Source organism: Sporosarcina sp. NCCP-2331, from assembly GCF_023707945.1.
In the GTDB taxonomy this organism is placed as follows: Bacteria; Bacillota; Bacilli; order Bacillales_A; family Planococcaceae; genus Sporosarcina; species Sporosarcina cascadiensis.
Map to the genome: position 1 here is coordinate 30,611 of NZ_BRCD01000025.1, position 23,974 is coordinate 54,584.

A 23,974-nucleotide genomic window follows, 5' to 3' on the forward strand; every position below is an offset into this window, starting at 1 on the left:
CTGCTGCACGCACACACGCTGTCTTCCCTCTGTACGTATAGTAAGATAAAACCTATAGTCTGGAGGGATATACAATGACTTGGCTGCTTATCGCAGGCTTCGCGATTTCATCAAGTATAGATAACTTTGGAGTTGGACTTTCATACGGTGTCCAGCGGGTGCGAATCCCTGCATTATCTAATTTGCTGATTGCAGTAATTTGTTTTGTTTTCAGTTTGCTGGGGATTGTATCGGGTGTCTGGCTGGCGGAATTACTACCGGGGATACTGCCGGATCTAATCGCATTTGCCGTTTTGAGCGTCATCGGGCTGCGGATTATGGTAATTGCGCTTTCACAACAGAAGAAAAGGAATAATGGTGTGCTGAATGAACCGGAAAAGATGGATTTTGACGGTTCATCCCATATTAGTCTTGGTGAGGCACTGTTGTTGGGGGTGGCGCTGTCTGCCAATGCACTGACGAATGGCATCGGGGCAGGGCTTCTGGAACTGTCAGCGCTCGCTATCGCCCTTTCGGCAGCTGCCGGGAGCTATCTAACTCTTTGGATAGGCGTCGCATTAGGAGTGAAACTGTCAGGCTTGCGGATCGGCAGGATGACTGTCGGACAATTTGGCACGTTCATGAGCGGTGTTATCATATTACTGATCGCATGCACCCGTCTCTTCTAACAGCTCGGGTAAATGGTATACTAGTAACCATTATCGAATGAAAGAGGCACATGTATGGCATTGACTAAATGGAATATGAAGTCGTTTATGAAAGGTGCGTCCATTTTGACGATTGCAGCAATTATTGTCAAAGTACTGAGCGCAGTCTATCGAGTGCCTTTTCAGAATCTGGTGGGAGATAAAGGGTTCTATATTTATCAGCAAGTCTATCCGTTCATCGGGATTTTCATTGTCTGGACATCATCGGGTTTTGCGGTGGCGGTATCGAAAATGCTGGCAGAAAGCAAAGGGCCGGGTGAATCACGCGGAATCTTGCGTATATCCCTTGCCTATCTGCTTATTGTGTCAGGAATGATTTTCCTGCTGCTGCGTGCAGGCTCGGCTTTTTTTGCAGAAGTAATGGGTGATATTGCGTTAGCCCCTGTATTGCAGGCGGGCGCGTATATTGTTTTAGTGCTGCCGTTTCTTGCTGTGCTCAAAGGAACTTTCCAGTCGGAAGGCCGGATGATACCCGTGGCGATTTCAAATGTATCAGAGCAGCTGCTGCGGGTGGTCATCGTTCTGGCGGGGACGTGGATTGCGGTAAAGGCCGGGACTTCTCTTTATAAAATAGGGGAGATTACGATGTGGGCAGCGGTTGCCGGAGAAGCGGCGGGTGTATGTATTCTAACCTGGTTCTTTTTGCGGCGGGAGAGGGCGCCATTGGTTTTCGTGAAACCGTGGCATGTGGTGAAGGACCTGACAACGCTTAGTATCAGCGTCAGTGCCAGTTCCCTGATATTGCTCGTTTTCCAGCTGATCGACTCGTTTACAATTTATAATGCACTTGTTGAAACAGGAATTGCGAGCGAGACAGCAATGGCAATGAAAGGTGTGTACGACCGGGGTCAGCCCCTTGCGCAAATGGGGATTTTATTGGCTTCTATATTAGCGCTCGCCCTCGTCCCTTTGATTGCTCATCATGCTGCGAAAAAAGACGGAAATAGTGCGCTTCCTTTCATCAGTCTGACGTTTCGCACATCGATTTTATTCGGCTGGGCCGCTACGGTAGGACTTGCGCTAGTGCTTCCTTACGTCAATGAAATGCTGTTTGAAACACGGACGGGCTCTGCAGCGCTCATCATATTCTGTATCCAAATCTTATGGCTGTCGATCATCCTGCCGCTGACCGCCATTTTGCAGGGAAGCGGAAAAGTACGGGGGCCGTTGTTATTGATGCTGATCGGTGTCGTCATCAAATCAGCGTCGACTCCATACCTAGTCCGGCAGTATGGGATTGAAGGCGCTGCAATCTCGGGAGCTGCGGCTTTTGCAGCAGTGGCCATTTTATTAGTGATCTATTTTAAGCGCTATTGGAGATTCTCCCTGGCCCCGAGACGATTTTACACGGTGCTGCTGGGTGCGGCGGGTGCAATGGCGGCGGTGCTGATTCCTTGGATGCTGCTTTCAGATATTTGGCTGTTTGATTGGCTGCCTTCACGCTTGCAAGCAACCATGACAGCTATGACGTCCGTTACGATCGGAGCAATCATATTCCTGTTCGTCGTATTGAAATCACGTATAATGAAGGAAAGAGAATGGTACTTGCTGCCTTTCGGAAAACGGCTGGCTGCAGTACAATTATGGCTGACTAAAAATAGAAGGTGAAGCATGTGAAGAAAATTACAGTGATCGGACTGGGTGCAGGCGACTTGGAGCAATTGACGCTCGGCACTTACCGTTTATTACAGAAGGCCGAACATCTGGTCATCAGAACTGAAGAGCATCCTGTTGTAGGCGAACTGCGCGCAGAAGGTCTGCAAATGGAAAGTTTTGATGCAGTCTATGAAGCGAATGATTCATTTGAAGATGTCTATCAGACAATTGTCGAAAAGCTGCTTGAAATGAGTGCAGAGCAGCCGGTTACGTATGCAGTGCCGGGCCATCCGCTTGTGGCGGAGAGAACGGTGCAGTTGTTGATTGAAAAAGAGCAGGCTGGCGAGGTTGAACTGCAGATAGCAGGCGGCAGCAGCTTTTTGGATCCCATTTTCACTGCTTTGCGCATTGATCCGATTGAAGGCTTCCAGCTGCTCGACGGCACTGATGTAAAGCGCGACGATATTCGAATGGACCAGCATGTGTTAGTGGGACAAGTATATGATGCCTTCGTTGCGTCTGACGTCAAACTGTCGCTGATGGAAAAGTATCCTGACGAGCACGTGGTGACCATTGTGACAGCTGCCGGTTCTGCAGATGAGAAACTGACTGCCGTGCCGCTGTTTGAACTGGACCGCGCCGTTGCGCTGAATAATCTTACGACGATCTACGTACCGCCACTTGTAAAGCGTGAGCAGCGTCTGAAAGAGTGGAGTTCATTCAGAGAGATTATTGCGGCTCTGCGCGCGCCTGACGGCTGTCCGTGGGATCGTGAACAGACCCACGAGACGCTGAAACGCTATTTGATTGAAGAATCGTATGAATTAATTCAGGCGATTGACGAGGAAGACGATGAAGCGATTATTGAAGAGCTCGGAGACGTGTTGCTGCAAGTCTTTCTGCATGCGCAGATTGGAGAGGACAGCGGATACTTTTCCATGGAAGACGTGCTTGAATCGATCGGTTCCAAGATGATTCGCCGTCATCCTCATGTTTTCGGACAGACAGAAGCAGATACAACGGAAGAAGTACTGACGAATTGGCAGGCAATCAAAGAACAGGAAAAGCCGCAGCTTGATTCTTTGTTGGAAGATCAGGCACGTTACGCTTCCTCTTTGCTGACTTCGTTCAATTATCAAAAAGCGGCTGCCAGAGTCGGCTTTGACTGGCCTGACAGGGAAGGGGCTTTTGCGAAGTTCGAAGAGGAGTGGAAAGAGTTTCAGGCAGAAGTGGAGAACGGCGATAAAGACCGTCAGCTTGATGAGCTGGGCGATGTCCTGTTTACAATCGTCAACATTGCCAGATTCCTGAAAATTTCACCTGAAGAAGCCATGTGGCACGCCAATGAAAAATTCAAATCCCGTTTTCAATATGTTGAGCAAAGTGTCCGGCAAGGAAGCGGCGGATTTTCCGATTACACATTGGAACAGTTAGAAGAATTCTGGCAGCAGGCCAAACGAGAGGAAGAAACTACATGAGACTGGATAAATTTCTAAAAGTATCCCGCTTGATCAAGCGCCGTACATTAGCGAAACAAGTGGCAGACCAAGGACGGATTACCATCAACGGAAAAGTGGCAAAAGCGGCTTCAGATGTAAAACCGGGTGACGAGCTGGCGATTCGTTTCGGCCAGAAGATTGTGACCGCAACCGTTAATGAACTAAAAGCCTCAACGAAAAAAGAAGACGCAGCAGGCATGTACACCATCGTCAGCGAAGAGCGCCTGGACAAAGTGGATCCCGAGTTTGTGGATGATGAGGATTGAATAGGCATTGAAGCAGGAGACAGCTGTGTTTTGGCTGTCTTTTTAGTTTGCAGGTAAAAGATTGGCAGGAGGACCCTCCGGAAAGCGTACCGGCTGAAGCGCAAATCCCATACTGTAACCCGGTTTCAACCTTCTAAACCTTTTGTAATGTTTGCCCAGCCCGCTGCATATGATATGGGGAACGCACTAGAAAAGGGGGACGCATATGCAAATTCAAACTGACAGTTCTACGTATACCATTCCAACAGGAGATCATGTAGTGACCATGCGCAATCGCAAAAGAATGGATCTCACGTCTGTAAAAACAATTGACCGGTTCGACCAAGAGGAATTTCTCGTACGTACTTCGCAGGGAATGCTGCAAATCCGCGGGGAGGAATTGCGCATTGTACATTTGGATGTGGACAAGGGCTTGCTGACACTCGAAGGCTCTGTTCAGACCTTGCAGTACGATGAAGAAGAAGCCGGTTCAAGAAACTTTCTCCATAAATTATTCGGATGAGTCTATCCGTCCAATTCTTCAGCTTACTCGCAATGATTGGAGCAGGAATCCTGGCGGGAGCCGTCATGGATTTATTCGGCACAGTCATTGCTGCCTGTGATAAACGATCCTGGATCCGCAGGCGGGCATTCTGGTTTGAATTGGTCATCTGGGTGCTGCTCGGGATCGGTGCATTTTGGGTTTTGCTGATCGTACGTGAAGGGGCCTGGCGGATGTACGACCCTATTGCGCAGGTCAGCGGCATGCTGCTGTATGCGGCGTTATTTCATTATCCGTTCCGGTTTGCCGGAAGACTGATACTGCTGTTGGTCATCCGTCCTGTTTGGTATTTCATCCGCTTGGTCATCTTTATCATTCAGCGAATCGTCCAAGCTTTGATCTCCATTCTGACATTTGTCAGCTGGCCGGCTGTCCGATTTGCTAAGAAGACCGGGAAATTCCTTCAAAAAAAAGGTAGAGTGCTATATAATAGAGAACAATAGAGTATAAGAGCAGGAAAGGTGTGTGCGCCATGAACAAATCACAGAAGCCGGCATCTCGGAATGTTACATCAATCGAAACTGAATATGTGCGCTCCATGCAGAAAAAAGAAAAATGGAAACTGGCACAAAAGAAGAGGCTGCGGAATCGTCTCATTGTCTTCGCCGTTTTGACGTGCGTAGTGTTTGGAAGTTTATTCAATATGTATTCCGGCCAGAAGAAGTTATTGGCAGCGAAAGAACAGGAAAAGACCGAAGCGATTGCGACACTAAAGGATTTAGAGGCTGAGCAGGAACAATTGAATAAGCAGCTGGCTAAGTTGGATGACGAAGAATATATCGCGAAACTGGCGCGTAAAGAATACTTCCTTTCTGAATCTAACGAGATCATATTTTCCATTCCTGACAAGAAGAAATCGTCAGAAAAAGAGACGAGAAAAGAGTAGTCGTATTGACACTCTTTTTTTGTTGGCTATAATATAGGTAGGAGCCTGTAAAAAACAGGCACTGCCAATATGGTTGATAGGCTTACGGGCCGCTTAAAACTTAAGGAGGAGCATTTTTTTTATGTCAATTGAAGTAGGCAGCAAGTTAGAAGGTAAAGTAACCGGGATCACAAATTTTGGGGCATTTGTTGAGTTACCGAACGGATCCACAGGATTAGTCCATATTAGTGAAGTAGCTGACAATTACGTCAAAGATATAAATGACCATCTAAAAGTCGGTGATATGGTAGAAGTAAAAGTGATGAATGTGGGGGCAGACGGTAAAATCGGTCTTTCCATCCGTAAAGCAAAACCTGAGTCAGAACGTCCTCAGCGTCCACAACGTCCACAAAGACCTCGTCCAGGCAGCAAACCGAGCTTTGAGCGACCAGAGAATTTTGAACAGAAAATGGCAAAATTCATGAAGGACAGTGAAGAACGTCTAACTACCTTGAAGAGAGCGACAGAATCTAAACGCGGCGGTCGAGGAGCAAGAAGAGGGTAACTTGCTGTCTGTTTCAAACACTTAAGTTGTTTATATATAATGGGGCTGCCCGAAAAGTGAACGATCACTTTCCAGGCAGTTTTTTTGTGCTATGAAATAAGCAATGGGAAAGGAATTCGTCAAAGTAACCCGGCAGCTATGATCGCGAATGAAGGCTGTATGAGCGCTTGGGCAACGGATATGATCACACCGACTGTCCGCATGAGCCGCTGGCCGGGCTGAATGATCACGCAGCCCCATCCATGAGCGCAAACAGATTTTTCATGATCACCGACAAGTTCTGCCGCCATGTTAAAACGTATGAACGCACCAATAATGCGCCTCAGCGCGCGAATGAAGGCTGGAAGCGAGCCAAAGCCCCCCGGCAGCGCACCTTTCGCTTGCTGTCGCGCGCCAAACCGGTATCCCAACGAACCAAACCAGCCGCCCGCCGCACATTTGCGACCTCAATAGACAAAGCAGGATGCCCCGGCCTTTATAAATTTTAAACAAAAAAAACCTCCTGCATAGACAGGAGGATCTTACATATATAGCGGCGGAGGGAGTCGAACCCACGACCTTTCGGGTATGAACCGAATGCTCTAGCCAGCTGAGCTACACCGCCAAGACGTATTTGCTGCACATTCAAATAATGTAATTCGAGCGCAACGTCTTTTATCATACAAGGCAAAGCAAGAAGTGTCAACAATTCTTTGGAAAAAAGAAAAAAACAACCGGATTACGTCGAAATGTTTTTTAAACCAGCTGTCACAATGTTACAAAATCTCTTGGGAACCCCATGTATAGTTGCTAGTAAGAGAACATAGGGGGTATGGGAAATGAAGATGATTGACAATATGGAGAGACCGTTTGGCGAACAGTTCAGAGTGGCATGGCAGGGACTGATGAACAGAAAAGTCTATTTTCTGACTGCGTTCCTTTTCTTGATCGGCTCCTTCTTTCTGTCGCAGGCAGTAGTATTCGACATGGCGGTTCCATTTTTCTTATCGATCTGGGCGCTGGCCGCTGTACGTTATCGACAGCATCTGATTTACGTATTCATCGGAGGGATGGCCGGAAGTGCGTTTTTAGGAATGGGACAAGCCGTTATCCATCTGGCACAGCTGCTGCTGTTTCATACGGCAATCAAGTCTCCGTTTGTAAAGAAATCAATACCGCTCGCTGTGGCAGGCTGCATGATCATCCCGCAGATCATCTGGCAGCTTATTATGTACAGCGGGAGCCCGCCGGTGACGGTGCAGCTGTCAATCGGGCTGGAAGCGCTGCTTGCACTGTTCATGACTGTCTTCATGCTGCTCGCCTTTCCTTCTATAGAAAGGCTGCTGTACGGCCCTTGGAATCCTGAGCAGGTAAGTGCCATTTGTATAGTAGGGGCGCTTGCGACGACCGGGATGGGCGGTCTGCAGCTCGGCTACGTCTCGGTGGCAGGTGTGTTTTTATTTCTGGCTATTTATGTAGCCGCCATGGTCGGCGGCGTTCCATTTGCCACAACAGTTGGTATGATTATCGCGTTAATTATAGGTGTTTCCGATTTGGCGTTTACCGGCATGATGGCGCTCTACGGGATGACAGGGTTGCTTGCGGGTGGTCTGAAAAGGTTTGGGAAAATAGGAATTGTGACAGGAAGTTTATTTGTATCGGTCTTTTTCTTGCTGTACGATGCGACTTTGCCGCTGGATACAGTGCATTTTGCAACAATCGGCGTCGCGGCCGGGCTGTTTTTCTTCATTCCTTCGCGCCGAATGAACAAGATCCGCCAAGTGTTCTTACCAAAGCAGGAAGGGATCTCAGAGAAACGTCAGCAATGGCTGGCGGATAAATTAGACGGTCAGCTGGAAGAGTTTCAGCAGTTTGCTCATTTTATGTCGACGCTCGTCAATGATCGTTTTTCTCCCGAAGAGGAAATCGCCGCCACAGACTCGGTGCCGTCTATTTGTCAATCCTGTTTTCGCTATAAAAAGTGCTGGGAGAGTGAGGACAGCAGTATGGCGGGGTTAGTGAATGAATGGGAATCGACTTATTCCGCAACGAAAAAAGCAGCCCGTCTGCGTGTAGAAGAGAAGATGAAGTTTAAATGTCTGCGTTTTAAAGGACTGCTCAATGAATTGGAAGAGCACGGAACAAACCGTCTGTTAATGGGGCAGCTGCAGCATGGAAGGAAGATGCTTGCACTGCAGTTGCGTGATATGAGCACACATATAGAAAAAGTGATGCGGGAAGTGAAGGAGGATCTGACGACGTATAAAATGGCGGAAGAGGAGCTGGCAAATCGTCTGCAGGCGCAGGGAGTGGAATTTTTCCAAGTGGATATACTGTCTGAAGAAAGAGGTTCCTGCAAAGTAGTCATATCAATTCCAGAGAAGAAAGCGGATTTCGAAACGGAGACAACGGTAGGAGAGTATTTAATTTTGCCTATATTGGAACAAATGTATGAGGAACCGATTTATATTTCAAAGTCAGTCTATCAGCCGTTTCCGTTCCCGCATATGCAGCTGACATTCAGTTCGGCCGTTCGTTTTTCATTGGATTATGATATTGTTACGACGGCCGGCGGAGGAACATTCCAGGCGGGTGATGCGTATGAAGTGTTTAAAATTCATGATGGCCTGTATGCTGTGCTGTTATCTGACGGGATGGGACAAGACCTCAATGCCTATCACGAGAGCAGGAAAGTGATCCGTCTGATGCGTGAATGTCTGGGGCAGAATATGGACCCAGAAACTGCCATCCATACATTGCATTATATGATGGCGCTGAACGGACTGGATGATATGTACGCGACGCTTGATCTGGCGTTGATTGATTTGCAGGAAGGCAGGCTGTGGTCGTGGAAAGCCGGTTCGATGAGCACGTATATTAAGCGGGGAGATGAGTGCATACGTCTGGACAGCAAGAACGTGCCGTTTGGCTTCCTGCCGTCCTTTTCGATAGAAGCGAAACAGGAGCAATTGAAGTCAGGGGATATTCTGGTGATGATGACAGACGGTATCTTTAACGGAGAAATTCCTCTGGAAGCACAGGAGAAGGTTCTCGAGCAGACAATCGAACGATACAAGGAACTGGATTGCCGGACGATTGCAGATCAGGTCATGGCCGAGATGGAACGGACATTTGAATCGATCGATGACGACCGGACAATCCTGGTAATGAAAATTGATCATGTGCTGCCGAAATGGTACAGCGTAAATAAGAAACCAAGGATTATTTCACAGAAAAAGATGGTAGGATAGAGACAGAGGGGGAGAATCATGAAAAGTTTGACGCAGAAAGTATTGGAATTCATCGGTAGACAAACGTTGATTCCTCCCAATTCACGTGTGCTTGTCGCTTGTTCAGGCGGCGTTGATTCGATTGCGCTGCTGCATTTTTTGGCAACTCACAGGCAGACGCTTTCTATTGAAGCGGGCGCAATTCATATCGATCATATGCTTCGCGGCAAAGAGTCGGCTGAAGATGCATATGCGGTAGAACAGCTGTGCAAGGAATTTCATTTGCCTTTTTACTCCGAGAAGGTTCCGATTCCGTCGCTGGTGAAAAACAGCGGGGGAAATGTACAGATGCTGTGCAGAGAAGAGCGTTATAAATGTTTTACGAAAACGATGGAACAACAGGGATTTTCTATCTTAGCAACCGCTCACCATGCAGAAGATCAACTGGAGACATTGCTGATCCAATTAACTAAAGGCCGCTCGATGAACGGCATGCCCTTGCAGCGGCCATTCCATCAAGGGAGCGTGGTTCGTCCCTTCCTTCCCTTAAAAAAGAATGAGCTGTATGAGTATGCCGCTTATCACGATCTTACTTTCAGAGAAGATCCGAGCAATCAAAAGGATGATTATTTACGGAACCGCATCCGTCATCAGGTAGTGCCGTTTTTAACGGAAGAAAACCCTTCGGTAGCAGCGGGTGCTGTCCAATTAACCGTACAGCGCCAAGCGGAAGAAAATTTCCTGCAGGAACTCGCGCTGCAGTCTTGGCAGGCAATTGCAGCTTATACTGATGAACAGCTTCCTTCTTTTGACCGCAAGGCATTTCTGGCTATACCCCAAGCTTTACAAAAGCGAGTGATTCAACTACTATTAAGTTGTCTTCCCAGCCAGGAAATCGTCAAAGCGGAGCGGCGTTCTACATTAGTGGATGAGCTGTTGCAGCACATTTGCAATTCCGCTGGAAATAGTACGATGGATTTGGCATATGGCTACCGATTTGTTAGAGAATATGATAAACTGCTAGTTACAAAAACGTATACGGATACAGCCCCTCTTCGTCCAAAAGTACTGTCAAAAGGAACTTGGCATTCTTGGGGAAGTGTTCAGTTTTATTGGCAGCATACCGAAGCGCACATGATCGAGCAATTCCGATCTTCAGATGAAGTGCGCTACTTCCAATTGCCCGCCTCTGAACTGCCGCTGACGGTGCGTCTCCGAGAATCCGGCGATCGTTTACTTGTCAAAGGCATGTCTCATGCAAAACGTGTTTCAAGATTACTGATTGATGAAAAAGTTGGAATGGCGCAAAGACAGCGGCAGCCGGTTCTTACAACGGCAAGCGGTATCGTATGTGCGGTGCCGAATGTTCGGTACGGTGAGATGTTTTCATCTTCCCGGCCGGAAGGCGAGTCATACATATGGATTACGCGAGAAGGCGAAAACAGATAAAATGGAGGGGACGAGCCGATGATCGCACAAGATATCGAGCAAGTGTTAATATCAGAAGAAGAACTTCAAGAAAAGGTTCGGGAACTCGGAGCTACTCTAACGGAAGAGTACCAAGAGAAGTTCCCGCTGGCAATCGGTGTCCTAAAAGGTGCACTGCCATTCATGAGCGATTTGATCAAACGGATTGATACGTATATTGAATTGGATTTTATGGACGTATCTAGTTACGGCAATGCAACAGTTTCCTCAGGCGAAGTAAAAATCGTCAAGGACTTGAACACAAGTGTAGAAGGACGCGATGTACTGATCATTGAAGACATTATAGACAGTGGCAAGACATTGAATTATTTAGTGGAACTATTTAAATATAGAAAAGCCAACTCCATCAAAATTGTAACCTTACTGGATAAACCGACAGGCCGCAAAGTGGATCTGAAGGCAGATTATGTAGGTTTCATCGTTCCGGATGCATTCGTTGTCGGCTACGGACTCGACTATGCGGAGAAGTATCGGAACCTGCCATACATTGGTGTGCTGAAAAAAGAAATTTACTCTTTTTAACGCTTTCCGACTGGATGCAGACTGACCAGTTTGAAAGCCTTTTTCCATGAAGGCATTTTCATTGTAGAGTCGTGTTAATCTATGTTAAAATTTACAATAGTTTTCTGTTTAGTTTTCTGTTGAATGAGATGAGGAGGCTTGGGATGAATCGAATACTTCGATACTTTCTTTTATATGGGTTGATTTTCCTTGCAATCATGGGGATTTTCAGTTCGCTAAATAATCCAAATCCGAAGATGAAACCGATTCGGTATGACGAATTTGTCAAGGCGCTGGAGCAGGGAAAAGTTGAAAACGCTACTTTTCAGCCGTTACAGCTCGTGTTTGAAGTAAAAGGGGAAATGGAAGGCTACGAAAAAGGAGAAACATTCGTAACCAACATTCCGAGTAATGATATGGACGGTATTAAAGAGATCGCTAATACCACAAAGACTGAAATTGAGATCCTGAAGCCGGCTGAAACCAGCGCGTGGGTATCCTTCTTCACAGGACTTGTGCCATTTATCATCATTATTATTCTTTTCTTCTTCCTATTGAATCAGTCACAAGGCGGCGGTGGCGGCCGAGTGATGAACTTCGGAAAGAGTAAAGCGAAACTGCAGACCGACGATCGAAAGAAAGTACGTTTTAATGACGTAGCAGGTGCAGATGAAGAAAAAGCTGAGCTTGAAGAAGTCGTGGACTTCTTGAAAGATGCCAGCAAGTTTGTGGAATTGGGTGCACGGATTCCCAAGGGTATTTTGCTTGTGGGACCTCCGGGTACAGGGAAAACATTGCTTGCGCGTGCGGTTGCAGGCGAATCAGGCGTGCCGTTCTTCTCGATTTCAGGTTCTGATTTCGTTGAGATGTTTGTAGGTGTCGGTGCTTCCCGAGTTCGTGATTTGTTTGAGAATGCCAAGAAAAATGCACCTTGTATTATCTTTATTGATGAAATTGACGCAGTTGGACGTCAGCGTGGAGCCGGCTTAGGCGGCGGTCATGATGAGCGTGAGCAAACATTGAACCAGTTGCTGGTCGAAATGGATGGATTTGAAGGAAACGAAGGAATTATTATCGTTGCCGCGACAAACCGTCCGGATATTTTGGACCCGGCACTTCTTCGTCCGGGACGCTTTGACCGTCAAATCACGGTTGGCCGTCCGGATGTAAAAGGAAGAGAAGCTGTATTGAAGGTTCACGCACGCAATAAACCGCTTGATGATACCGTCGATATGAAAGCTCTTGCCCAGCGTACTCCAGGATTCTCTGGTGCGGATCTTGAGAACTTATTGAACGAAGCTGCTCTTGTGGCGGCGAGAAGAGATAAGACGAAGATCGATATGTCTGATATTGATGAAGCGACGGATCGTGTCATTGCCGGTCCGGCGAAGACAACGCGTGTCATCTCGAAGAAAGAACGAAACATCGTTGCATTCCACGAAGCGGGCCACGTGGTTGTGGGGTTAATGCTCGATGACGCGGAAATCGTCCATAAAGTAACCATTGTTCCTCGCGGGCAGGCCGGCGGATACGCAGTCATGCTTCCGAAAGAAGATCGTTACTTCATGACAAAGCCTGAGCTTCTCGATAAAATTGCGGGTCTTTTAGGCGGACGTGTAGCGGAGGAAATCGTGCTCGGTGAAGTATCGACCGGGGCGCATAATGACTTCCAGCGTGCTACAGGCATCGCTCGTTCGATGGTGACAGAATACGGAATGAGCGATAAGCTTGGACCGATGCAGTTCGGACAGACGCAGGGCGGCCAGGTATTCCTTGGACGTGACTTCAACTCCGAGCAGAACTATTCTGAAACGATTGCATACGAAATTGATTCTGAGATGCAAGTAATCATTAAAGAACAATATGAACGCACGAGACAAATCTTGACAGAAAAAAGGGATTTGCTTGATCTGATCGCTACGACTTTATTGGAAGTCGAAACGCTTGATGCAGAACAAATCAATCACTTGAAAGACCATGGCGTCTTGCCTGAAAGATCATACGAAAATAATAGCGGCACGAAAGAAGTGAAAGAGTCTGATAAGGAGACTCCGAAACTTGCTGAAACGCCGGAAAATGATTCGGATGAAACACCTAATGCAAATCCGGACGTAACGGGTGCTCCGCAAGATCCGTCTACAGGAGATTTGCCGAGTGAAGGCGGAACGGGCAGCAAAACGCTCCCTTCCATTGATGAGGAACGCAGAGATTAAGCGTAACAACAGCCGACTGTATATAGCAGTCGGCTGTTTTCTTATGACAGGTTTTATTTTCGGGGCAGCGAATTCCGTGATGAAATACACCAATCATCAGCGTGTATAAACGATGATTGTTTATGGTATGATGTGTGGGAAAAGTCAGAGCAAGAGAGGAAAGCGACTATGCTGTTAGTATTAGATACGGGCAATACCAATATTGTTTTAGGTGTATATGAAGGAGACGTATTAAAACATCACTGGCGGATGGAAACGTATCGCCATAAGACGGAAGATGAATACGCAATGCAAGTTAAAGCGATGTTCCAGCACGTCGGTCTGTCATTCAAAGACATTACAGGGATCATTATTTCTTCTGTAGTCCCGCCTGTTATGTTTCCGTTAGAACAGATGTGCAAAAAGTATTTCAATCAGAAACCGATGATTGTAGGTCCCGGTGTAAAGACGGGCTTAAATATTAAGTATGAAAACCCCCGGGAAGTCGGAGCCGACCGCATCGTGAATGCAGTCGCTGCTATCCGTGATTATGGAAGCCCACTTATTATTGTTGATTTCGGTACCGCCACAACGTACTGCTTTGTCAATGAACATGGTGAATATATGGGAGGTGCCATTGCTCCCGGAATTAAAATCTCGATGGAAGCATTGTTTGACCGTGCATCCAAATTGCCGCGTGTAGAACTGACACGTCCGGAACATGTAGTAGGTAAAAACACAGTGGCGGCTATGCAGGCGGGCATTGTCTTCGGCTATGTAGGACAGGTCGAGGGCATCGTCAACCGGATGAAAGCAGAAAGCAATCTGGAGCCGACCGTCATTGCGACAGGCGGAATGGCAGAACTGATATCTACAGAAACAAAAATCATTGATGTAGTGGATAACTTTTTGACACTTAAAGGGCTGCATCTCATATATGAAAGAAATCTGTAATAGGAGTGAAGAACATGTCAACAGATTATTTAGTAAAGGCGCTTGCATTTGATGGAGTGATCCGGGCATATGCAGTGCGTTCTACAGATACAGTAGGAGAAGTTCAGCAGCGTCATCAGATGTGGCCGACTGCAACAGCGGCACTTGGCCGTACGATTTCGGCATCTGTCATGATGGGTGCGATGCTGAAAGGTGATAACAAACTGACTGTCAAAATTCAAGGCAACGGTCCGCTTGGTCCAATTGTGGTAGATGCCAATGCTCACGGCGAAGTGCGCGGCTATGCCACGAATCCGCAGACGCATGTTCCGCTAAATGAAAAAGGCAAATTAGACGTGCGCGGAGTTGTCGGTACTGAAGGAACACTTTCAATTGTCAAAGATCTAGGGTTGAAGGATTATTTCACGGGGCAGGTTCCGATTATTTCCGGGGAAATAGCAGAAGACTTCACGCAGTATCTTGTGGTCTCTGAACAAGTGCCTTCCGCTGTAGCGCTGGGTGTGCTGGTGAATCCGGATAACACGGTGAAAGCTTCGGGAGGTTTTATCATTCAGGTAATGCCGGGTGCTACGGATGAAACTATTTCACTTCTGGAAGATAAGATTGCAAATATGTCTCCGATATCTGCACTGATTGATCAGGGCCTTACTCCTGAAGGAATCCTTGCGGAAGTATTAGGCAAGGAAAATGTAGAGTTCTTGGATAAAGTAGATGTAAAATTTGACTGTGAGTGTTCGAAGGAGCGTTTTGGCGAAGCGATAACCGGCCTTGGCGCTGCAGAGATTCAAGCGATGATTGACGAAGATCACGGCGCTGAAGCACAATGTCATTTCTGCCTGGAAAGATATCAGTATTCGGAGCAAGAGCTGAAGGGGTATATCGATGAGATTCAATCGGCCGACTGAGCCTGTACCGGCTCCTCAAAAAAAGAGGCTGAAGACAAAACCCTTCATCGCGTTATTAGGTATACTTTTTGCAATGAATGTTTTTTGGTTGTTTCATTGGCTGTTAACGGATCGTTCTCCTGCTGCAGATACAGAAGAAGTGGCTTCTGTAGCGGGTGAGCCGATCACCAGAGCGGAATGGATGTCGGCGATGGAGCAGCAGGTAGGCAGGGAAGTTCTCGAAGATTTGGTGAATCACCGGGTGATGAGTGCTGCCGCTGATGAATATGGCATTAAAGTATCGGATAAAGAAATTGATCTGGAGCTTGCGCTCATTACATCGGTTGATGGCCAGCAGCATTCGGGACTTGATACGGAACAAACGAGGAATCAAATTCGCAGTGAGCTAATTTTGGAGAAAGTGCTGACGAAAGATGTAGTGATTAAGGAAAGCGCTATCAAAAAGTATTTTGAGCAAAATGAGGTGTTCTTTCATGTACTGCCTGCCTATCGCACATCGGTCATTATTTCCTCTACCGAAAAGGAAGCAAAGCAAGTAACCAATGAACTGAAGGACGGTTCTGCATTTTCTGCACTCGCAAAAGAGCGGTCAGTTGATCTTTCCTCTGGTAATTTGGGCGGGGATCTGGGTTATGTGAACGCACAAACCGAAGATGTCGATCCGCAAGTGGTCAAGACGGCAGAAAGCCTGAAGACTGGCGAAGTGAGCAAGCCGGTTGCGTTGAAGGATGGCACTTATGCGGTTGTCACCGTTCTCGAAACGATTAAAGAACGTGATTTCACTTATAAAGAAGTAAAAGACCATATTAAACGTCAGCTGGCTTTGGAACAGCTGCCTGAATCGATAAGTCCGGAAGCCTTCTGGAAAGAGTTCGATGCAGAATGGTTTTACGGCAAAAAGTAATAGGTTGATAGCCGATTGAAACTCTCTGAATAATTTAATTGACAAGTGAAAACTAAGATAGTATGATTAAAACAACAAAACATATCAACCTACTAGGGATTAGGAGTGGATCATTTATGAGTAAAGTCGGAAATTCAGTAATTGATTTAGTCGGCAACACGCCTCTCGTCAAATTAAATCGTTTAGCAGGTGCAGAGGACGCAGACGTTTATTTGAAATTAGAGTACTTTAATCCAGGTTCGAGTGTTAAAGACCGAATCGCACTGGCGATGATTGAAGCAGCTGAAAAAGACGGCAGCTTGAAGGAAGACAGCACAATCATCGAGCCGACAAGCGGCAACACAGGAATCGGTCTTGCGATGATTGCAGCAGCCAAAGGATATAAGGCTGTTCTTGTAATGCCGGATACGATGAGCCTGGAGCGCCGCAATCTGCTTCGTGCATACGGAGCGGAATTGGTATTGACCCCCGGCGCTGAAGGTATGAAAGGTGCCATAGCTAAAGCAGAAGAGCTGGCAAAGCAAAATGGCTGGTTCCTTCCACAGCAATTCAACAACGAATCAAACCCCGAAGTGCACCGCTTAACAACGGGACCTGAGATCGCAGATGCGCTCGACCGTGTGGATGCATTCATTTCTGGAATTGGAACAGGCGGTACGATTACAGGAGCCGGCGGCGTTTTGAAAGAGCGTTTCCCGGAAATTCAGATTGTAGCTGTCGAGCCCGAAGATTCAGCTGTACTTTCCGGAGGGAAACCGGGACCGCATAAGATTCAGGGGATCGGAGCAGGTTTCGTTCCAGAAGTGCTGGATACAGATATTTACGATGAAATCATTCAAATCTCGAATGACGATGCATATGATTACGCACGCCGCGCTGCACGCGAAGAGGGAATTCTGGGCGGTGTATCGTCAGGGGCTGCCATTGCAGCTGCACTGCAAGTCGCAAAGAGACTGGGCAAAGGGAAAAAGGTAGTGGCGATCATTCCGTCCAACGGCGAGCGCTACTTGAGTACGCCGCTTTACCAATTTGATGAAGAATAATCCGGAGAGCGCTCATTTGCGCTCTTTTTTTATTCCAGCAGCTAAAACCTCTACACTTTCGTCAGACTATAAGAATCTGTATAATTAAAAATAAGTGAGTTGCATAACGAGGAGGATGGCTGTGAAGAAGTGGGGTATGTTGATTTCAGTTTTGATTATCATCGGTATGATCACGATTGTTATCATAACAAGACAAGAAATTAAGAAAGAAACCGGCGGGATTCCGGGATATGAAAGTGCCATGATGAAAGATATGTCAAAAGATGAGCTGGCAGACGTGCCGGAAGAATGGCGGGTTGCTGAAGGTGATGACAGCGGAACAGGTGATGTGAGTGAAACGACCGGTCTGGCAAGAGGAGATCTTGCGCCGGACTTTGAATTGACCACGCTTGCCGGGGAGACGGTCAAGCTGTCTGATTACCGCGGAAAGAAAGTCATGCTGAACTTTTGGGGGTCGTGGTGTCCGCCTTGCCGCATAGAAATGCCGCATATGCAAACTTATTATAATGAATACAAAGAGTCATCAAATATGGAAATACTGGCAGTGAATATGACGAAGAAAGAAGTCAAGAAGGAAGAGAGCGCGAAGGAGTTTGTTGAAGAATACGGCCTGACCTTTCCCATTTTATTGGATGTAGACGGCGGGGTGGTGGAGACCTACCGGGTAAAAGCATATCCGACGACATATATTCTGAACACAGAAGGAGTCATCACGGATATCGTAGTGTCCGGCATAGACGATAAATTCCTGAAGAAAATCATTGATGAAAGTAAATAAATATAAACACGAATGCAGGGGGAAACATCATGGAGACAGCAGCCTACACATCCGTTTCAATGACGAGAGACGAATTCTTTTATTCCTATAAACAACTGGCAGCAAAGAAAGAGCGCCACGTTTTATTGGAGAGCGGACGCGGCGGAGAGATGTGCATTGCGGGAATAGATCCGATTGCGACTGCGAAGGCAGTGTCGGAGGGTCTGCATATAGAATGGAAGGATGGTACGGAAGAATTGCGTAAAGGGGAAGATCCGCTTACGCTTCTTCATGAATTTATTTCGCGGTATGAATTGCGGATGGATGAAGAGCTGCCTGCTTTCCAGGGCGGCGCAATCGGAATGATCAGCTATGATTATGTCAGACGTTATGAAACACTGCCTGCTCTGGCAGATGAAGACTTGCTGACACCGGATATTTACTTCTATGTATTTGACCGTTGGGCTGTGCTCGATGTGAATACGGAAACAGCCTACTTTATGGCGCTGCCTGATGCCGGAGTTTCATTGGCGGGTATGGAATTGGAATGGCTGGAAGCTGCGAAATCGGCTGCCCGACAGTTTTCGGCAGGAAAAGCTGCAGATGTTTCGGTATCAGAAGAAGAGTTGGAAGTCTCCGTAACAGGCGGGCAATTTGAAGAGATGGTACGTGATGTGCAGCGATTTATCGAACAGGGTGTTGTGGTGCAGGTGAATCTTTCTGTCCGCCAATCAAAGCCGCTCCGCGCGACATCTCTGTCAATGTATGAAGCGTTGCGTTCGTTCAATCCGTCACCATATATGGCTTATATGGCCGCTCCCGATTTTGAAGTGGTGTCGGGTTCGCCTGAACTGCTGTTGAAAAAGCGGGGGGGCGAACTGAGCACCCGGCCGATTGGCGGGACTAGAAAACGGGGAACGACTGAAGCGGAAGATGCTGGCTTGCAGGAGGAATTAGTATCGGACACGAAGGAAAAGGGCGAGCATAAGATGCTGGTTGATCTTGAGTGCAAGGACTTTGAAAAAATCTGTTTACCCGGAACGGTAGAGGTCGATGAATTCATGGTCGTGGAAAAATACTCGCATGTCATGCATCTTGTCTCAAATGTCCGTGGAACAGCTGCAACGGAAGATGTCGGAACGATTATCCGCGGTGTATTCCCCGGCGGTTCAATCACGGGGGATCCGAAGCTGCGGACGATGGAGATTATTGAACAACTGGAACCAACGCGAAGAGGATTGTATACAGGCTCAATGGGCTGGATCGGTTTTAACCGCGATATGGAGCTGAACATCACAATCCGCACTGCATTTATTCAGGATGGGATGGTTCATATTCAGGCGGGGGCAGGATTAGTGCCTGATTCGGTGCCGGCAGCGGAATATGAAGAATCGCTCAATAAGGCAAAAGCATTGTGGCAGGCGAAAGAGATGGCAGAACAGGTAATGGGTCAGCTGCATTGATTTGTTGGATGAACGGAGAGCTGAAGCAGTCTGATGAATTGCGTATTTCGCCTTTTGACCACGGATTTCTGTACGGACTTGGATTTTTCGAGACATTCCGTACGTATAATGGGACTATCTTTTTATTTGATCTTCATATGCAGCGGCTGCGGACGGCGCTTGCGGAATACCGCATCAATATGTCGTATACAGACAGTGAAATCAAACAGGCAGTTTATTTGTTATATGTGCAGAATGGCCGTGAAGATGGTTATTTCAGGTTGAATGTGTCAGCGGGAGTGCATGATATTGGACTGGCTCCCATGGATTACGAAAAACCCAACGTGCTGATTTTTCAAAAACCTTTAGTGTTGCCGCCTGCCCATACTGAAAAAGACGGAGTATGGCTGCAGACGAAACGCAGTGAACCGGAAAGTTCACAGCGGCATAAATCACACCAGTATGCGAATAATGTGAAGGGAAGACTTGAATTATCTTCACTGCAGAAGCTGGAAGGTCTTTTTGTAACGAAAGAAGGTTTTGTTGCGGAAGGAATTACGTCCAATATCTTCTGGGTAAAGCAAGGAGTGCTTTACACGCCTTCATTGGAAACGGGTATTTTGCCGGGGACTACTCGGGCGTTTGTGCTGGAGTTAGTTGATGAGCTCGGTATTGCTTCAGAAGAAGGATTGTTTCTGCCGCAAGAGCTAGATTCGGCAGAAGAAATGTTCGTTACGAATGCAATTCAGGAAATCGTGCCAATTCGAAGCACGGGAAGCAACGAATACCTAGGCAATAGAGGGCCTGTTTATCAACGATTACATACCAGCTATCAACAAGCCGTCAACCGAATGAAAGTGAGTGACCAGTAATGAAGTTAGAGAAGGCGAAGACGTCATACCAATTTGGTAAGACGACGATGAATTTTGCAGAGGAAACAGTCATCATGGGGATTTTGAATGTAACGCCTGATTCATTTTCGGATGGCGGGAAGTTTGGCCGACAAGACCCCGCGCTCCGTCATGCACAGCAAATGTTGATGGACGGCGCAAAGATCATTGATATCGGAGGGGAATCAACACGTCCCGGATATACGCCTGTTTCATTGGAAGAAGAACTGGAGCGGGTTGTGCCGGTTGTCGAGCTGCTGACAAAAGAGCTCGGCTGCGTCATTTCCGTCGATACTTCCAAAGCAGCGGTAGCCGAAGCGGCTGTTCAGGCTGGGGCGAGTATCATCAATGATGTTTGGGGAGCGAAGCGCGAACCGGCGATTGCAGAAGTGGCGGCGCGCTATAATGTGCCGATTATTTTGATGCATAACAGGGACAATAGAGATTACCAGCTGCCATTCATGAATGCGGTTGTGCAAGATTTGCAGGAAAGTGTGGAGATTGCGAGAGCGGCAGGAGTTCGGGATGAGATGATCTGGCTGGACCCGGGTATCGGTTTTGCAAAAGATCTAGAGCAGAATATCTTGGCGATGCAGGGGCTTCCGGCGATTGCGGATCTCGGCTATCCGGTGCTGCTCGGCACCTCCCGCAAAGGAATGATCGGGAAAGTGCTCGATGTGCCGGTTGAAGAGCGAATGGAAGGCACCGGTGCGACGGTATGTTATGGAATCGAACACGGCTGCCATATTATGCGCGTTCATGACGTAAAGGAAATTGCGAGGATGGTCAGAATGATGGATATACTGACGAAAAAGACTGCGTTCACTATGTAAGCACTTAAAGGGGAGATTTCATGGATTATATTCATTTGAATGATATGGAGTTTTATGGCTATCATGGAGCGCTGCCGGAAGAAAACAAGTTGGGGCAGCGTTTTCGGCTGACAGTTTCATTGGCGGTGGAACTGGCGGATGCAGGGCAGACTGATGATTTATCGAAAACAGTCAACTATGCGGAAGTATATGAGATGTGCAAAAACATCGTGGAGGGGGAAGCTGTGCGGCTGATTGAAACGGTTGCGGAAACAGTTGCAGGAACGATCATGACGGATTTTGCCGAAAAAGTGAACGGGGTGCGTGTGGTACTGGTAAAACCTGATCCTCCGATTCATGGCCATTACGCATCTGTCGCTGTCGAAATCAAAAGGGGGCGCTATGCGTGAAGACTGCCTATCTGTCGCTGGGATCAAATATCGGCAACCGGCTGGATCATTTGAGGCAGGCAGTACGCTTGCTGCATGATCATCCTGCAATTACGGTGAGGAAAGTGTCATCAGTATACGAAACGGAGCCGCTTGGATTGACCGAGCAAGCGAAGTTTTTAAATATCGCTCTGGAATTAGTGACTTCATTGGAAGCAGCAGAGTTACTGCGTGCCTGTCAGTCGATTGAAAACAAACTCGGCAGAATGCGGAAAATCCGCTGGGGACCGCGGACGGTTGATTTGGATATTTTGCTTTATAACGAAGACAGCATACAAACGGAGGATTTAATTGTTCCCCATTTGCGCATGCAGGAACGTGCATTCGTGCTTGTCCCGCTCGTTGAAATTAATTCGGAAGTGAAGCATCCCTCTACAGGTGCGCTTTATCGCGAAGAGCCGGCTATGAGGGAAGAGGGAGTCATCCTCTGGAAACAGATTCAAAACGCCGGGGAGTTCTTGCAGCAGGATTGAGCTTGCCGGCTGTATAACGATAAAGCTGCTCTTTAATAGGGCAGTTTTTTCTATGGAATCAAACTGGATAACCATTTGGACTTTTGTTAGGCGGGTAATTTGTGTACAATAGTTGCAGACGGCTGGATCTGAGAAGAAGATGAGCCAAAGTATAAGGAGTGAAAGGGAATGTCCTATTTGGATGAAATGAATGATCAGCTTTTGGTGAGACGCCAAAAGATGAATGATATACGAGAAGGCGGTTTAGATCCGTTTGGCCAGCGTTTTGAGCGTACTCACCTGACAAATGAAATTCGTTCGGCTTATGAAGAGCAATCGAAGGAAGAGCTTGAAGAAACTGAGCATGAAGTGACGATTGCAGGCCGGATTATGACGAAGCGCGGTAAAGGAAAAGCTGGTTTTGCGCATATTCAGGATCTAGGCGGACAGATTCAAATTTACGTACGCCAGGATGCAATCGGTGAAGATGCGTATAAATTGTTTACATTGGCGGATTTAGGCGACATTGTCGGTATTCAGGGTGTAATTTTTAAAACAAAAGTAGGAGAGCTTTCTATTAAAGCGACGAACTTTACGTTCCTGACGAAATCACTTCGTCCGCTGCCCGAGAAATTCCACGGCCTGCAAGACGTTGAACAGCGCTATCGCCAGCGTTACCTAGACTTGATTTCAACGGAAGGAAGTAAAGAGACATTCATCATGCGCAGCCGGATTATCCAATCTATGCGTAATTACCTGGATGGACAAGGCTTTCTGGAAGTTGAAACACCAATGCTGCATTCGATTGCCGGGGGGGCCGCGGCACGCCCGTTTGTTACTCACCATAATACATTAGACATGACACTCTACATGCGCATTGCAATTGAACTTCATTTGAAACGCCTGATTGTTGGCGGCTTGGAGAAGGTCTATGAGATCGGACGTGTATTCCGTAATGAAGGAATGTCTACTCGACATAATCCCGAGTTTACGATGATTGAGTTATATGAAGCATACGCAGATTATAACGACATTATGGAACTGACGGAAAACCTGGTTGCACATATTGCGCAAGAGGTTCTCGGCACAACGACCATTCAATACGGCGAAGACCAGATTGATTTGGCACCGCGGTGGAAGAGACTTCATATGGCAGATGCAGTAAAAGAATATACAGGAGTAGACTTCTGGCAGCAGCTGACAAGAGAGCAGGCGCACGAACTTGCGAAGGAACATAATGTTCAAGTAACTCCTTCAATGGAAGCAGGCCACGTATTGAATGAATTCTTCGAGCAAAAAGTTGAAGAAGAGCTTGTGCAGCCGACATTCATCTACGGGCATCCTGTAGAAGTGTCGCCACTTGCTAAGAAGAATCCTGAAGATCCGCGCTATACGGACCGGTTTGAGTTGTTTATCGTTCGCCGTGAACACGCAAATGCTTTTACTGAGCTGAATGATCCAATCGATCAGCGCCAACGCTTTGAAGCGCAGCTAGTAGAGAAAGAGCAAGGCAATGATGAAGCGCATGAAATGGATGAAGATTTCATTGAAGCGCTTGAATACGGCTTGCCGCCTACCGGCGGACTCGGTATCGGTATCGACCGTCTCGTCATGCTATTAACAAATTCTCAATCAATCCGTGACGTTCTGCTTTTCCCGCAGATGCGTTCTAAAGACTGATCTGAACAGCTCTGACTGCAAATGTCGGAGCTGTTTTATTATGTTCAATAATGAAATATCGAGAAAATATAAAAGTAATTCAAATTAGGCTTGCATTATAAAAAGAACGATGGTATATTAATAAGCGTCGCATTTGCAAGACAGCAACTCAGCTGAAAAAGCACTTTAAAAGAAGTTAAACAAAAGTGTTGACAACAATACAGCGATTTGGTATTATTAAAAAGTTGCCTCTTACGAAAGCGCGACAACATGAACCT

The 23,974-nt window shown here is 47.0% G+C and carries 24 protein-coding genes and 1 tRNA gene; 23 read left to right on the plus strand and 2 right to left on the minus strand.

Features of this window, described 5'->3' with window-relative positions:
• Positions 1–74 precede the first annotated feature (74 nt).
• The 8 genes from ytaF to NCCP2331_RS14045 all read left to right on the plus strand — a co-directional run bounded on the left by ytaF (position 75) and on the right by NCCP2331_RS14045 (position 6,039).
• On the plus strand, positions 75–668 hold the full coding sequence (gene ytaF, locus NCCP2331_RS14010; protein ID WP_153723257.1) for a sporulation membrane protein YtaF: 594 nt from the start codon (positions 75–77) through the stop codon (positions 666–668).
• Between the two features lie 54 nt (positions 669–722).
• Entirely contained in the window at positions 723–2,315 is a 1,593-nt protein-coding gene (locus NCCP2331_RS14015) for a putative polysaccharide biosynthesis protein (protein WP_153723256.1), read from the plus strand.
• A gap of 5 nt (positions 2,316–2,320) precedes the next feature.
• Positions 2,321–3,781, plus strand: a complete 1,461-nt coding sequence (gene yabN, locus NCCP2331_RS14020) for a bifunctional methyltransferase/pyrophosphohydrolase YabN (protein ID WP_153723255.1) — start codon at positions 2,321–2,323, stop codon at positions 3,779–3,781.
• Positions 3,778–4,068 carry an RNA-binding S4 domain-containing protein gene (locus NCCP2331_RS14025; protein WP_153723254.1) on the plus strand — a complete coding sequence of 97 codons (291 nt, stop codon included), beginning with the start codon at positions 3,778–3,780 and terminating at the stop codon, positions 4,066–4,068. Before yabN ends, NCCP2331_RS14025 begins: the two co-directional genes overlap by 4 nt.
• Before the next feature lie 205 nt (positions 4,069–4,273).
• Positions 4,274–4,570: a sporulation protein YabP gene (gene yabP / locus NCCP2331_RS14030; protein WP_153723253.1), complete on the plus strand. Its 297-nt coding sequence runs from the start codon at positions 4,274–4,276 to the stop codon at positions 4,568–4,570.
• Complete coding sequence (yabQ, locus tag NCCP2331_RS14035) at positions 4,567–5,052, plus strand: spore cortex biosynthesis protein YabQ (RefSeq protein ID WP_153723252.1); 486 nt, start codon at positions 4,567–4,569, stop codon at positions 5,050–5,052. The genes yabP and yabQ overlap by 4 nt, the downstream gene beginning before the upstream one ends.
• A gap of 29 nt (positions 5,053–5,081) precedes the next feature.
• Complete coding sequence (locus tag NCCP2331_RS14040) at positions 5,082–5,495, plus strand: FtsB family cell division protein (protein ID WP_153723251.1); 414 nt, start codon at positions 5,082–5,084, stop codon at positions 5,493–5,495.
• Between the two features lie 121 nt (positions 5,496–5,616).
• On the plus strand, positions 5,617–6,039 hold the full coding sequence (locus NCCP2331_RS14045) for a S1 domain-containing RNA-binding protein (protein WP_153723250.1): 423 nt from the start codon (positions 5,617–5,619) through the stop codon (positions 6,037–6,039).
• A gap of 119 nt (positions 6,040–6,158) precedes the next feature.
• Here NCCP2331_RS14045 and NCCP2331_RS14050 read toward each other — a convergent pair whose 3' ends face one another.
• The gene (locus NCCP2331_RS14050; RefSeq protein ID WP_153723249.1) at positions 6,159–6,449 is read right to left on the minus strand and encodes a hypothetical protein; all 291 of its coding nucleotides are present in this window, start codon (positions 6,447–6,449) and stop codon (positions 6,159–6,161) included.
• A gap of 120 nt (positions 6,450–6,569) precedes the next feature.
• Positions 6,570–6,643, minus strand: a tRNA-Met gene (locus NCCP2331_RS14055).
• 214 nt (positions 6,644–6,857) lie between these two features.
• On the opposite strand from NCCP2331_RS14055, the gene NCCP2331_RS14060 reads away from it, so the two are divergent.
• From NCCP2331_RS14060 to lysS, 15 genes are all read left to right on the plus strand, one after another.
• Positions 6,858–9,269 (plus strand): SpoIIE family protein phosphatase, encoded by a 2,412-nt coding sequence (locus NCCP2331_RS14060; RefSeq protein WP_153723248.1) that lies wholly within the window; start codon positions 6,858–6,860, stop codon positions 9,267–9,269.
• An 18-nt stretch (positions 9,270–9,287) separates the two neighbouring features.
• Complete coding sequence (gene tilS / locus NCCP2331_RS14065) at positions 9,288–10,697, plus strand: tRNA lysidine(34) synthetase TilS (protein ID WP_251671455.1); 1,410 nt, start codon at positions 9,288–9,290, stop codon at positions 10,695–10,697.
• Positions 10,698–10,715: 18 nt separating this feature from the next.
• Positions 10,716–11,258 (plus strand): hypoxanthine phosphoribosyltransferase, encoded by a 543-nt coding sequence (gene hpt / locus NCCP2331_RS14070; protein ID WP_153723246.1) that lies wholly within the window; start codon positions 10,716–10,718, stop codon positions 11,256–11,258.
• Positions 11,259–11,401: 143 nt separating this feature from the next.
• Complete coding sequence (ftsH, locus tag NCCP2331_RS14075; RefSeq protein ID WP_251671458.1) at positions 11,402–13,450, plus strand: ATP-dependent zinc metalloprotease FtsH; 2,049 nt, start codon at positions 11,402–11,404, stop codon at positions 13,448–13,450.
• Between the two features lie 168 nt (positions 13,451–13,618).
• Complete coding sequence (locus NCCP2331_RS14080) at positions 13,619–14,383, plus strand: type III pantothenate kinase (RefSeq protein ID WP_153723244.1); 765 nt, start codon at positions 13,619–13,621, stop codon at positions 14,381–14,383.
• A gap of 14 nt (positions 14,384–14,397) precedes the next feature.
• A complete protein-coding gene (gene hslO / locus NCCP2331_RS14085) occupies positions 14,398–15,288 on the plus strand; it encodes an Hsp33 family molecular chaperone HslO (protein ID WP_251671460.1) in 891 nt (296 codons plus the stop codon).
• The gene (locus tag NCCP2331_RS14090) at positions 15,266–16,192 is read left to right on the plus strand and encodes a peptidylprolyl isomerase (RefSeq protein WP_251671462.1); all 927 of its coding nucleotides are present in this window, start codon (positions 15,266–15,268) and stop codon (positions 16,190–16,192) included. The genes hslO and NCCP2331_RS14090 overlap by 23 nt, the downstream gene beginning before the upstream one ends.
• Before the next feature lie 116 nt (positions 16,193–16,308).
• Positions 16,309–17,235 carry a cysteine synthase A gene (gene cysK / locus NCCP2331_RS14095; RefSeq protein ID WP_251671464.1) on the plus strand — a complete coding sequence of 309 codons (927 nt, stop codon included), beginning with the start codon at positions 16,309–16,311 and terminating at the stop codon, positions 17,233–17,235.
• A 121-nt stretch (positions 17,236–17,356) separates the two neighbouring features.
• Positions 17,357–18,013 carry a peroxiredoxin family protein gene (locus NCCP2331_RS14100; RefSeq protein ID WP_251671466.1) on the plus strand — a complete coding sequence of 219 codons (657 nt, stop codon included), beginning with the start codon at positions 17,357–17,359 and terminating at the stop codon, positions 18,011–18,013.
• Positions 18,014–18,042: 29 nt separating this feature from the next.
• Positions 18,043–19,455, plus strand: a complete 1,413-nt coding sequence (locus NCCP2331_RS14105) for an anthranilate synthase component I family protein (RefSeq protein WP_251671468.1) — start codon at positions 18,043–18,045, stop codon at positions 19,453–19,455.
• Positions 19,407–20,306 carry an aminodeoxychorismate lyase gene (gene pabC, locus NCCP2331_RS14110; protein ID WP_309296376.1) on the plus strand — a complete coding sequence of 300 codons (900 nt, stop codon included), beginning with the start codon at positions 19,407–19,409 and terminating at the stop codon, positions 20,304–20,306. The genes NCCP2331_RS14105 and pabC overlap by 49 nt, the downstream gene beginning before the upstream one ends.
• Positions 20,306–21,157 (plus strand): dihydropteroate synthase, encoded by an 852-nt coding sequence (gene folP, locus NCCP2331_RS14115; protein WP_153723238.1) that lies wholly within the window; start codon positions 20,306–20,308, stop codon positions 21,155–21,157. Before pabC ends, folP begins: the two co-directional genes overlap by 1 nt.
• Before the next feature lie 20 nt (positions 21,158–21,177).
• Positions 21,178–21,546 carry a dihydroneopterin aldolase gene (gene folB / locus NCCP2331_RS14120; RefSeq protein WP_153723237.1) on the plus strand — a complete coding sequence of 123 codons (369 nt, stop codon included), beginning with the start codon at positions 21,178–21,180 and terminating at the stop codon, positions 21,544–21,546.
• Entirely contained in the window at positions 21,543–22,058 is a 516-nt protein-coding gene (gene folK, locus NCCP2331_RS14125; RefSeq protein ID WP_251671469.1) for a 2-amino-4-hydroxy-6-hydroxymethyldihydropteridine diphosphokinase, read from the plus strand. The genes folB and folK overlap by 4 nt, the downstream gene beginning before the upstream one ends.
• A gap of 168 nt (positions 22,059–22,226) precedes the next feature.
• A complete protein-coding gene (lysS, locus tag NCCP2331_RS14130) occupies positions 22,227–23,717 on the plus strand; it encodes a lysine--tRNA ligase (RefSeq protein ID WP_251671471.1) in 1,491 nt (496 codons plus the stop codon).
• The last annotated feature ends 257 nt before the right edge of the window (positions 23,718–23,974 follow it).

Bases quoted from the DNA above. Each gene is read 5' to 3' on its own strand.
- ytaF (WP_153723257.1), top strand. From the start codon at position 75: ATGACTTGGCTGCTTATCGCAGGCTTCGCGATTTCATCAAGTATAGAT.
- NCCP2331_RS14015 (WP_153723256.1), top strand. From the start codon at position 723: ATGGCATTGACTAAATGGAATATGAAGTCGTTTATGAAAGGTGCGTCC.
- NCCP2331_RS14025 (WP_153723254.1), top strand. From the start codon at position 3,778: ATGAGACTGGATAAATTTCTAAAAGTATCCCGCTTGATCAAGCGCCGT.
- yabP (WP_153723253.1), top strand. From the start codon at position 4,274: ATGCAAATTCAAACTGACAGTTCTACGTATACCATTCCAACAGGAGAT.
- yabQ (WP_153723252.1), top strand. From the start codon at position 4,567: ATGAGTCTATCCGTCCAATTCTTCAGCTTACTCGCAATGATTGGAGCA.
- NCCP2331_RS14040 (WP_153723251.1), top strand. From the start codon at position 5,082: ATGAACAAATCACAGAAGCCGGCATCTCGGAATGTTACATCAATCGAA.
- NCCP2331_RS14045 (WP_153723250.1), top strand. From the start codon at position 5,617: ATGTCAATTGAAGTAGGCAGCAAGTTAGAAGGTAAAGTAACCGGGATC.
- NCCP2331_RS14060 (WP_153723248.1), top strand. From the start codon at position 6,858: ATGAAGATGATTGACAATATGGAGAGACCGTTTGGCGAACAGTTCAGA.
- tilS (WP_251671455.1), top strand. From the start codon at position 9,288: ATGAAAAGTTTGACGCAGAAAGTATTGGAATTCATCGGTAGACAAACG.
- hpt (WP_153723246.1), top strand. From the start codon at position 10,716: ATGATCGCACAAGATATCGAGCAAGTGTTAATATCAGAAGAAGAACTT.
- ftsH (WP_251671458.1), top strand. From the start codon at position 11,402: ATGAATCGAATACTTCGATACTTTCTTTTATATGGGTTGATTTTCCTT.
- NCCP2331_RS14080 (WP_153723244.1), top strand. From the start codon at position 13,619: ATGCTGTTAGTATTAGATACGGGCAATACCAATATTGTTTTAGGTGTA.
- hslO (WP_251671460.1), top strand. From the start codon at position 14,398: ATGTCAACAGATTATTTAGTAAAGGCGCTTGCATTTGATGGAGTGATC.
- NCCP2331_RS14090 (WP_251671462.1), top strand. From the start codon at position 15,266: ATGAGATTCAATCGGCCGACTGAGCCTGTACCGGCTCCTCAAAAAAAG.
- cysK (WP_251671464.1), top strand. From the start codon at position 16,309: ATGAGTAAAGTCGGAAATTCAGTAATTGATTTAGTCGGCAACACGCCT.
- NCCP2331_RS14105 (WP_251671468.1), top strand. From the start codon at position 18,043: ATGGAGACAGCAGCCTACACATCCGTTTCAATGACGAGAGACGAATTC.
- folP (WP_153723238.1), top strand. From the start codon at position 20,306: ATGAAGTTAGAGAAGGCGAAGACGTCATACCAATTTGGTAAGACGACG.
- folB (WP_153723237.1), top strand. From the start codon at position 21,178: ATGGATTATATTCATTTGAATGATATGGAGTTTTATGGCTATCATGGA.
- lysS (WP_251671471.1), top strand. From the start codon at position 22,227: ATGTCCTATTTGGATGAAATGAATGATCAGCTTTTGGTGAGACGCCAA.